We start from the raw sequence: 7,300 nt of genomic DNA on the forward strand, positions 1-7,300 counted from the left end.
GCGCGCGGCGTATCCCCACACACCCCACAACCGCTAGCCTCGGTCAAGGATCGACTGGACAGCGGTATGCGCCTCGTTCATCGCCTGATCCGCAGGCATCAGGCCCGACAGCGCCGAGCTGATCGCCGTCTCGTAGGCGACGACGATCTCGTTGATCGCGGGATGCGACGGACCGTTGCGCCCGATCTCGTTAAACTCCGCCGCTGCGGTCTTCACCACCGGGATATTCTGCACGTCGGGCTGCTGCTGGACCGAAAGCCGTGCGGGTACCTGGCCGGAGGTGGCCCATGTTGCGCCGTTGTTGGAGAGCCACACGATCAGATCCTTGGCTGCTTCGAGATCGTCGCCCTCGACGCCCATCGGCACGACCATCGTATGCGCGTCGAAGCGGGTGGCCTGGCTGCCATCCGGCGCGAACGAGTTGAGGTAGCCCGGCTGCATCACCTCGGCGGCCTCTGGATTATCGTTGAAGAAATTGAGCTGCCAGCCGCCATTCCACATCAGCGCAAGCGAGTCCTTAAACATATCCCACTCGAAGGGAAGACCGGCGACCGGGGCAGGGACCACATGATGCTTGAAGATCAGATCGTGCCAGTATTGCACGGCGGCGATGGTTTTCGGATCGTTCAGCAGCGACGTCTTGCCGTCATCGCTGATAATCCCGCCCCCGAACTGCCAGATCGTCGAGACGACACTGTAGCGCTGCCACCCGGTATGCGTCGCCCAGATCTTCACGCGGTCGGCGGCAAAGCCCTCCTCGTTCGGATGCTTGCCGCTCTCGTCGACCACGATCTTCTGCGCCCACTCGATGAATTCGGTCCCGTTCTTCGGCAGATTCTTGGGGTCGAGTCCCGCGTCCGTGATGATTTTGGTGTTGATGAAATTCAGGAACCCATGATTGTCAAAGGGAATGCCCAGCACCTTGCCGTCGGCTGAGATCGTCTGAAGTAGGCCCTGGTTGAAATCGTCCTTGGCAATCAGCCCCGGCCCGAAGAAGAGGGTATCGGCATCCTGGAGCAGACCTTGCGCCGCAAACTGCTGCATGGCCCAGCTGTGAAAGATCGCCAGGTGCGGGGGTGTTCCGGCGGCAGTCGCGGTGGGCAATTTCTGGTACAGCAGATCCCAGGCATAGGTTTCCGAGCTGATCGTCACGTCTGGATGTTCCTGGGAGTATTGCTGGAGCATTTTGACCAGCGTGGCGCCGTCCGGCCCGCCAAGACCATGCCAGAAGGTCACTTTCCGATTACCCGTGCCAAGCACCACGGGAGTTGGCGTTGGCGCTTCGGTCGGTGAGGCTTCGGGTACTGCTGCTCCGGCTTCCGCGCCGGTTGTTGCGCCGGCAGGTGCTTCGCTGGTCCCCGCGCCGCAGGCGGCAAGCGCAAGGCTGCTGAGGCCGGCGGCGGTGGCGCTGAGAAACCGGCGTCGGCTGATGACGTGTGGGTCACGATGAGATGTCATGGCACTACTCCTCTGTATCCATTACCAGACAGGCTCCAGTCGATCTCGACCCTGGGATCTGGGACATCGAGAACGTGGATCGTGGACGTTCGCCGCCATCGTCGGATCACCTATGGCGACGCCCATCGTGAGCGTGCGACTCAAGCTCCGTATCGTCGTGGGTAGCCGTGGACGTGTCGTGCGCGTCCACCGGTCTTCTGCTCCGGCTGATCGGCCTTCATCACCTCGTTCTACGGCGAGATAGCGCCGGGCTTAAGCCGCGCTATCGCTTACCAACTGCGCCAAACACACCCAATGCTGCCAACAACTGCTCTGGTGCGCCCCCTTTAATCACGAAGCTATCCGCTCCGGCTGTCAGCGCCGCCGCCTGCTGCTCGGCATAGATCGTCAGGACGATCACCTGGACTTCGGGCCACAGGCGCTTGATGCGTCGGGTAGCTTCCACGCCATCCATCAGCGGCATCTGCACGTCCATCAGCACGACATCGGGATGGAACTCCGCCACCAGGCACACAGCTTCCTCGCCGTTCGTCGCCTCACCCACCACCTCAACCTCAGGCGAGGTGGACAGCAGGGCGCGCAATCCATGCCGGGCACGCACGCTGTCGTCGGTAATGAGCAGCCGGATAGGTTGTGCCATCGTGGTACCTTTGCCTCACGCGCACTGCGCCCATCGTCACGCAAGTATGACAGGCGGGGAAGACCTTGTCGTCAGCAGCGCGTGAATGGGGCATACGCAAAACTACCACTTTTTGACTATTGTTGGATGCACATCTGTGTAGTGGAGCTACACGAATTGCGTATGGTCGGCGCGTGCCCAGCGGCCAGCGCTGGCTCTCGCACCGCTCCTGGCTGCCGACGCGCCTCCAGCGCTCTCTGTGCTCCAGGCCAGCATGCCAGTCGCCGAACCAGATCTGGCTACCGGTTCGGCGACTGGCCCTTCACGCATTGTCCTGCCCCGCAGGTCACGAGGTTTCCGGGTTACTGTGGAGCTCGCGGACCCAGACCGTCATCGGACCGGCGGCGCGGTGGTCCCACGCAACGTAGGGGATGGCGTGGATGGCGCACGGCTCAGTCTCCGGTGGGGTAGCTCGGTAGAGAGTAGCGTCCCACCCGGCGTCCGAGAGCGCAGCGCCGGGTGCTTCCAGAATCACCACCCCGCCAAGCTGCTCAGCGTCGAAGCGGGCGATGCACTCGGCCTGCCCGGGCAGCAGGAGGCGGTGCAGCGGCACCCGGTGGTCCGCCTGCTCCAGGCAGTACACGATCGGGCCACGCCGCAGCGCGACACTGCCTGCGTCGGCGCGCACATCGGGATGCGCGTACAGCCGCTCGACCTCCATCGGCAGATCCAGGGCCACCTCGTCACAGTCTTGCCAGGTCCGGTGGACGTACGCGTACCCGCCCTGCGCCATGTCTGCCACCTCGACCGCAACGCCGTTGATCGAGATGCGTGGTGTGCGGCACCAGGCTGGAACGCGGAGGCGGAGGCCGAAGGTCCTCGGCCCGGCGAGGCCGACACGGATCGTCACCGCGCCATCCCAAGGGTAGTTCGTCGTCTGGCGCAGCGTCACCGCCTGCTCGCCGATGCGGAGCCGCGCCTCGCTCTGCACATACAGATGCACCACCGCCTCGCCATCGCCCTGCGCGTAGATGTAGCCGCCAAGCGAGGCGACGAGCCGTGCCAGATTCGGCGGACAGCAGGGGCAGCCAAACCACTCCGCACGATGATGAGTGCCGTCGCTCGCCAGGGGATTATCGTAGAAGAAGTGCCTGCCATCCATTGAGACGCCGCTCAGCACGGCATTGTACAGCACCAGCTCCATGACATCGGCATACCGCCGGTCGAGATCGATCTGGAGCATGCGCTGCGCCCAAAACACCAGCGCGATCCCGGCACAGGTTTCGGCGTAGGCGCTCTCGTTCGGCAGATCGTAGTCGTTGGTGAAGCCCTCGTTCTGCTTCGAGGAGCCGATCCCACCCATGACGTACATGCGCCTCGTCGTGAGGTGCCGCCACAGGCGGCGGCACGCCGCCAGCAGGTCACGGTCGCCATCCTCGGCGGCCAGGTCAGCCATAGCACTGTAGAGGTAGGCGGCACGCACGGCATGCCCGACGACCTCGTCCTGCTCGCGCACCGGGCAGTGCGACTGGCTGTACTCATGCGTGCGCGCCCAGAACTGCGCCGGGTCCTCGCCGCGCGCGCGGGCCTCCTGGTCGAAGTAGTGCGGCTGGCGACCGCGCTCGTCCACGAAGTAGCGCGCGAGATTCAGGTAGCGCTGCTCGCCGGTGGCGCGATACAGCCGCACCAGCGCCAGCTCGATCTCCGGGTGTCCGCAGTAGCCCTGCCGCTTGCCCTCCTCAGGACCAAACACCGAGTCGATGTAATCGGCATAGCGGCGAACCACGTCGAGCAGCGTATACCTACCCGTGGCCTGAGTGTGCGCCACACCTGCCTCGATCAGATGGCCGGCATCGTACAGCTCGTGCCAATCGCGCAGATTGGTCCAGCGCTTTTCCGGCTCGACAACGCCGAACCAGCTATTGAGGTAGCCGTCCGGCTGCTGGCCCTGCGCCACCGCCGCAATCACCTGATCCACCTGTGCCTCAAGCTGCGGGTCGGGATGGGTTGCCAGGCTGTAGCTGGCCGCCTCGATCCACTTCGCAACATCGGAGTCCCAGAACAGCACGGGAATGTTGCTGCCTCCGACGCCACCCCGTACAACCTCCGGGCTCCAGACCCCACGCAGCGCATCGAGCCGACCGGTGCGCCGACACTGCTCATAGATGTGAGGAATGGTCTGCTCGCGATTGATGCGCTGTCGTGGTGCCCAAAACGCATCATCGATGACTACCTCCGTGTGGGCCACAGGGGATAATGCGGGCGGCCCCGCTGTATTCCTCCGCTGCGTGCGTGTCATAGATCGCTCCTTCTCGCCCGAACCAAAGCAGGCAGCCAGGCCGACGCACGGGAGTCTTACGTCCCGCGCGTCTCGAACACCGTCACAAACGTTTGCCCGTTCTCCGTACGCATCGGTTAAATCTCGATCGTTGCACCCCGATAGCGCCGGTCATCTGCTCGCCGGTACACGTCCGTCGCTCGATTCCTCGGACGCCAGCTTGCCGGTCTTTGGATCGATGCGGTACATTTTGATTCCGCTCCAGAACGATCCCCAGGCCAGCCAGGGCGCGCCGTCGGCATCGAAGGCCAGGGCCGGGTCGATCGCGTTCCAGGTGTTGGATGGCCGCGAGCGGATCACCATGCCCTGATCCACCCAGCGATAGTCGGGACTCGCCGGATCGAGCGTTACGTTGGTAGCAAGGCCGATCACGGAGTTATTCGAGCCAGAGCGCGAGCCGACATAGTACAGATAGTATCTGCCGTTGACGTGCGAAATATCCGGTGCCCAGAGGTTCGGCGGCGTACTGCCAAGCTCGGTAGTGATCCAGGAGGGGATGGTGTCGAAAACGGTGCCGATCAAGCCCCACGTCGCGAGATCGCGTGACGTGCGGATCTGGATGTTGCCCTGGTTGAGGCCGCGCTCATCGCCGGTGGAGAACACATAGTACGTGGTGTCCTGCCGGATCATGCCCGGATCATGCGTCCGAATATCGCCCGCAAGCACGGCGGGGGCTGGGACAGTCGCCGCGCGCCGATCCGAGGCACATGACGGCAGCGCCACGATCGCGAGCAGCAGGACGCGCAACAGCGACCCTCGGTGATGCCCCATCACATCCCTCCGATCTACGCTGCCGTATCCTTATCGTCGAGCGATGTCAGGCCCTCGCGCAAGGCATACAGCGCCGCCTGCGTGCGGCTGGCGAGGTGCAGCTTGCTCCTGATGTTGCTCACATGCTTGCGCACGGTGGCCTCGCTGATCGTCAGCACGGCGGCAATCTGCTGGTCGCTCTGTCCATGCGCCACCAAACGCAGCACATCCACCTCGCGCTCGGTCAGCGGATCTGAGGTCGGTGGACGCTCCGAAGGGTGCGCCAGCTCGTGGAGCACTTTTCGGGCGATCGACGGATGGAGCGATGACTCGCCACGGTGGACCCGATGGATCGCGCGGACCAGCTCCGCCGGTCCGGAGTCCTTCAAGGTATAGCCCAGCGCACCGGCTTTGATGGCCGGAAAGACCTTATCCTCGGCGTCGTAGCTGGTCAGGACCAGGATGCCGGCCTCAGGCTGGCTGGCGAGGATGCGCTGAATCGCTTCGATCCCGTCCATGTGCGGCATCACGATATCCATCAGGATCACGTGAGGCCGCAGCCGGTTCGCTTCCGCGATGGCCTCCTCGCCGTCGGAGGCTTCGCCCACCACCTTAATGTCCGGCTCGGTTGCGAGCAAGGCGCGGATGCCTTTGCGGACGACGACGTGATCGTCAACGACGAGCACGTGGATTGCAGTACTCATATTCCAATCTCCACCCGTACCTGCGTCCCGCCTCCTGGTGCGCTGTGCAGGGTCAATCGACCTCCGTGTTGGGCCACGCGCTCCTCGATTCCGCGCAGGCCCCACCCACCCCTTGTGCGAGCCGAAACCGGATCGAATCCGACCCCGTCATCGATAATCTCAAGCATGATGCAGGTCGGCTCCTGCCGCAGCGCCACGCAAATGCGCGTGGCGTGGGCATGCTTGAGCACATTGTTCAGCGCCTCCTGGGCGATCCGATACACCGCCTGCTCGACAACGGGAGGCAGCCGACCCACGCCTGCTACGGTAAACTCGGTTTGCAGGTTGGCCCGCTCTTCCACCGCTTCCAGACGGGCTGCGAGGGCGGCCACCAATCCCTCCTGATCTAAGACCGTTGGACGGAGCTCAAAGATCAGGAGACGCATCTCCGCCAGGGCATCCTGAGCTGTCGTCTGCATCTCTCGGAGATAGTCGGCGACGGTCGCATCATCTCCCAGAGGCAGCACCCGTGTCGCCGCCTCGGCATGCAGGATCACACTATACAAAGCTTGGGCTACGGAATCGTGGAGATCACGGGCGAGGCGCTGGCGCTCTTGCAGAATGGCCTTGCCCTGGGCTGCGACGATCAGGCGAGCATTCTCGATAGCAAGCACGGCCTGATCGCTGAACGCCACTGCCAGTTGCACGTCCTCGTCGGAGAATGTCCTCGGCTCGCCGTAGTAGAGCACGAGAGCACCGTAGACATCAGCTTTGATGATCAGCGGCACCACCAGCTGCGCACGGTAGCGATTGGCTAGCATGGTCAGGCGCGCCTCCCCGTGGGGCGCAGGCGCCCGGTGGTCCTGACCAGAAAGGAGGACCCGTGTGTCGGAGATCGCGGCTGGCTGGCGTTCGCGCACGGCCTGGCCGGCAACGCCCCAGGCAACGGGCAGGTTCAGCGCCCCGTCACTGGGAGGCAGACCATACACGCCGCGAATATTGAGCATCGCCGCGTGGCTGTCGAGACGATAGATCGCACCGGCAGCAGCGCCGAGGAGTCGACATGCCTGCGCGCTGAGCTGGTCCAGAAGGTCATCCAGCGTGTGGTTCGAGTTCAGGATCGTCAGGATCTCGCGCAGGCTTGCGGCAACCTGATGCCGACGTTCGATCGCACGTGTCCGCTCGCGCACGCGCTGCTCCACCGTCTGCTGCGCCTCCACGCGATCGATCGACAGCGCCAGCAGATTGGCGACGCTCCGAAGCAGATCAGCGTCGTCAGGCGTGAACGCTCGGCATGTGGTGCTGTCGGCACCGAGGATACCAAAGAGGCGACTGGGCGCGTGGATCGTGGTACGCAGACTGGATATGACCCCGTGGCCGCGCAGAAGCGGCGGCTGAGGGAACCGAGTTTCACGCGGCCAGTCCTCGACAAGCACCGTCGTCTCGCTCAGC

Annotated in this window: 6 protein-coding genes; all 6 read right to left on the minus strand. The window is 64.0% G+C overall.

What is annotated here, in order from left to right:
* Positions 1-33: 33 nt before the first annotated feature.
* A complete protein-coding gene (locus tag VFZ66_22010) occupies positions 34-1,458 on the minus strand; it encodes an extracellular solute-binding protein (protein ID HEX6291876.1) in 1,425 nt (474 codons plus the stop codon).
* A gap of 262 nt (positions 1,459-1,720) precedes the next feature.
* Positions 1,721-2,098, minus strand: coding sequence for a response regulator transcription factor (locus tag VFZ66_22015; protein ID HEX6291877.1), 378 nt, complete (start codon positions 2,096-2,098; stop codon positions 1,721-1,723).
* A 325-nt stretch (positions 2,099-2,423) separates the two neighbouring features.
* A complete protein-coding gene (locus VFZ66_22020) occupies positions 2,424-4,376 on the minus strand; it encodes a beta-L-arabinofuranosidase domain-containing protein (protein HEX6291878.1) in 1,953 nt (650 codons plus the stop codon).
* Between the two features lie 150 nt (positions 4,377-4,526).
* The gene (locus tag VFZ66_22025; protein HEX6291879.1) at positions 4,527-5,186 is read right to left on the minus strand and encodes an arabinan endo-1,5-alpha-L-arabinosidase; all 660 of its coding nucleotides are present in this window, start codon (positions 5,184-5,186) and stop codon (positions 4,527-4,529) included.
* Positions 5,187-5,200: 14 nt separating this feature from the next.
* Positions 5,201-5,869: a response regulator transcription factor gene (locus tag VFZ66_22030; GenBank protein ID HEX6291880.1), complete on the minus strand. Its 669-nt coding sequence runs from the start codon at positions 5,867-5,869 to the stop codon at positions 5,201-5,203.
* A partial coding sequence (locus tag VFZ66_22035) for a GAF domain-containing protein (protein HEX6291881.1) occupies positions 5,866-7,300 on the minus strand: 1,435 nt, incomplete at its 5' end. The genes VFZ66_22035 and VFZ66_22030, both read right to left, overlap by 4 nt.

The organism is Herpetosiphonaceae bacterium (genome assembly GCA_036374795.1).
Classification (GTDB): Bacteria; Chloroflexota; Chloroflexia; order Chloroflexales; family Kallotenuaceae; genus LB3-1.